The 3,103-nt window shown below is 63.6% G+C and carries 5 protein-coding genes; all 5 read right to left on the bottom strand.

The features are described 5' to 3' along the window. On the bottom strand, positions 1 to 962 hold a 962-nt coding region (locus AC1DY5_RS49185), incomplete at its 3' end, for a maleylacetate reductase (RefSeq protein ID WP_478121595.1). A gap of 22 nt (positions 963 to 984) precedes the next feature. After that, positions 985 to 1,179: a Dabb family protein gene (locus AC1DY5_RS49180; RefSeq protein ID WP_478121594.1), complete on the bottom strand. Its 195-nt coding sequence runs from the start codon at positions 1,177 to 1,179 to the stop codon at positions 985 to 987. A 114-nt stretch (positions 1,180 to 1,293) separates the two neighbouring features. Then, complete coding sequence (locus AC1DY5_RS49175; RefSeq protein WP_478121593.1) at positions 1,294 to 1,602, bottom strand: YciI family protein; 309 nt, start codon at positions 1,600 to 1,602, stop codon at positions 1,294 to 1,296. Between the two features lie 11 nt (positions 1,603 to 1,613). Continuing rightward, a complete protein-coding gene (locus tag AC1DY5_RS49170; protein WP_478121592.1) occupies positions 1,614 to 2,444 on the bottom strand; it encodes an intradiol ring-cleavage dioxygenase in 831 nt (276 codons plus the stop codon). A 26-nt stretch (positions 2,445 to 2,470) separates the two neighbouring features. Beyond that, a partial coding sequence (locus tag AC1DY5_RS49165; RefSeq protein ID WP_478121591.1) for a branched-chain amino acid ABC transporter permease occupies positions 2,471 to 3,103 on the bottom strand: 633 nt, incomplete at its 5' end.

Below are 3,103 nucleotides of genomic sequence, written 5' to 3'. Positions count from 1 at the left end.
GCGCGATCCAGGTCGGCCTCCCGCATGCCGATGTCCTTGAGCGCCACGGGCGCGCCATTGTCGCGAGCCAGATCGAACAGGCCTGCTGCTGCGCTGAGCCGGCCTGTCGCGCCGAGAGCCCGCTCGATGCGCGTCATGGCTTCCGGCGCCGCCGATGCATTGAAGTGGATGGCCTGGGGCAAGATGACCGTGTGCACCTCGGCATGGGGCAGATTGAAGGTGCCGCCCAGCGTGTGGCACAGCTTATGATGCAAGGCCATGCCCACGTTGCCCAGCACCACGCCGCATAGCCAGGCGCCATACAACGCGTCGCCGCGCGCGTCGACGTCGTCGCTGCGACGCCGAATTGCGGGCAGTGACCGGGCCAGGGCTTGGATGCCTTCCTCGGCCATCAAGTCCATCACCGGGTTGCTATCTCGTGCATACAGGCCTTCGGCGGCATGCGCGATGGCGTTCATGCCGCTGGTGATGCTCATGGGCACCGGCAGCGCTAATGTCAGGTCTGGGTCGTAGATCACGGTACGTGGCAGCACTCGCGGATCCTTTCCGGTCTTCTTCAATCCGCCTTCGGTGATACCGTAGATGGGCGTCATCTCGCTGCCGGCGTAGGTGGTCGGAATCGCAAGGATGGGCAGGCCCGATTCCATCGCGATCGCCTTGCCCAGACCGGTGGTCGATCCCCCGCCGATGGCGATGGCGCAATCGGCGCCGAGGCGCCGGGCCTCTTCGCGAGCTTCGCGCGCGGTCTCGATCGGCACGTGCATGACGGCGTGCGCGAAGATGCCCGCGGCGCGCGGGCCCAAGCGGTCGGCAATCATCTCCGCTTGATGCTTCTGCTCGGGCGTTGACAACACCAGCGCACGGTGGGAACCGAGGAGATCGATCTCGCGCTCCAGATGGGCCAGCGCCCCGCGCCCGAACACCACGCGGGAAGGTTGACCGTTGTAGACAAACTCGTTCATTCAAACCTCTGTAGGGTTGTGATCAATCCGCCTGCACGGCGTAGTCCACCTGGTGCCTGGCAATGCGGATTCCACCGAGGACCTCTTTGACGCGCAGGTGGTCCGGATGCGTTGCGTAGGCGTCCAGCGCCGCCTGGGACTCGAACTCGCTGTACAGGACGACATCACAGGCGTAGTCCACGCGGCTGGTATCCGCGCCTATCTCCAGATGCAGCATTCCTGGAATGCGACCTCTGAGACTGTTGAAGCCTTCGGCGGAGGCTGTCCATGTTCCGATTCTTCTCTTCTGGCGTCTCGCCTTGCACGTTCCAGATCACGATGTGTCGAATCATCATCTCCCCTCGGCAGGGAAGCCTGACCGCTGCGGCCAGAGGTTGGCGAAGCGATGCACGGCGACGCTCGCAAACAGCCCAGCCTTCATGAACGGCTCCTGTGCGAGCCAGGTCTCGGCCTGATGGCGCGAGTCGAATTCGATGACCAGAAGGCTGCCCTTCATGGTCGAGCCGTCATCGTCGAGCAATGGGCCGGCGAACGCGATCCGATCCTGAACTTCAGCAAGGTAGGCGCGGTGTGCAGGACGTTCGCTCTGACGCAGTGCCGCCGTCCCCGGATTGTCGATGAGCACGAACGAATAAAGCATGGGCTGAGGCCTTACCTGGATGGGTTGAGCACGAAGTCGTACTCGACCAAGTAGGTCCCGTCGGACTGCGTCACCCAGTCGGCAATCAGCGACTGTCGGACACCGAACACGGCATCCGAATCCAGGTACGGATCATCGCCACGGAACACATGGGTGATCAGCGTCTCGTAGCCCGGCGCCTTGATGAGGAAGTGCAGGTGCGCGGGACGCCAGGGGTGGCGGCCGGTCGCTTTGAGCATGTCGCCGACCGGTCCGTCGTGCGGAATGGCGTAGGGCACCGCCAGGATGGAGCGGAAGTGGTACCGCCCCTCGCTGTCGGCGTGCAGGATGCCGCGCGCCTGCGCGTGGTCGATCTCGGCGTGCTGCACGTCGTACAGGCCGTCCTCGTCGGACTGCCAAACGTCAATGTGGGCATTGGCAATGAGTTCACCATGGGTGCCGCGCACCGTACCGCGGATCAGGCATGGGATGCCACGGGCGCCGTTGGAGATGTCCGCGCCCAGCTCGTAATGGGGAGCTCCCTCGACATGGAATGGGCCGAACACCGTGGCTTCAGTGCAGCCGGCCGGCTTGTCGTTGTTCATGGCAACAGYCAGCATCGACAATCCCAGCACGTCGGACAACAGGATGAATTCCTGGCGCTTGTCGTCGGTGATGTGACCGCACCGGGTCAGAAACTCGATGCCCTTGAACCACTCCTCCTCGGTGAGATCGACATCTCGCGCGAACGCGTGAAGGTGCTGCACCAGGCTCGACATGATTCGTTTCAGCCGAGGATCTTCGGTGTTCGCATGACGTGCGAGGACGGCCTCGGTGATGGTGTTCTGGTCTAGATTGCGCATGGGTCTCTCCTGCAAAGTTTTCAAGATCAATGTGCCGTCTGTCCTGCAATGCCGGATGCATCAGATGGCGGCGTGACGAAGGGCTCTACAGAGCACGGTCTGACAGCCGGCCGCTCCTGCGGACTCGCGACCTGCAGCCGCCTTCCGGTGGGAAACAGCGTCCAGCCCCAGCRCTGCTGCGCGTAGCCCCAGAGTCCCTGCTTGAAGTAGATGGTCATCACGATGGCGATCAAGCCCAGGCCGATCAGGTACCAGCTGCCGTAGTCGCTGAAGAACTTGTTCAGCGCCCAGAACACCACTGCGCCAACCAGCGGACCTTCGATGCGGCCGATGCCCCCGATCACGACCATGAAGATGGCGAACGCCGTCCAGTTCACGCTGAAGGCGGCGTCCGGGCTGATGCGCAGGTTGCCGACGAAGTACAGTGCACCGGCCAACCCCGTGCCGAAGGCGGCCACCGCATACACCGCGAGCTTCATTCGGCTCACTGCGATGCCCTGAGATCGGGCGGCTGTCTCGTTGTCGCGGATCGCCAGCAGCGCGAGACCGCGCTTGCTGCGAAGGAAGAGGTACACCAGGACCACGGAGGCGACGGCGCATGCCAGCGCCATCCAGTACGTCACCGACTCGCGGGTTGTCTTGTCGATACCGCGCAGCGC

It is taken from the genome of Variovorax sp. P4_D9, assembly GCF_056401695.1.
Note: the sequence above shows the minus strand (reverse complement) of the source record. Positions and strands in the feature narration are given on the sequence as shown.

Bases quoted from the DNA above. Each gene is read 5' to 3' on its own strand.
- AC1DY5_RS49180 (WP_478121594.1), bottom strand. From the start codon at position 1,179: ATGCTGCATCTGGAGATAGGCGCGGATACCAGCCGCGTGGACTACGCC.
- AC1DY5_RS49175 (WP_478121593.1), bottom strand. From the start codon at position 1,602: ATGCTTTATTCGTTCGTGCTCATCGACAATCCGGGGACGGCGGCACTG.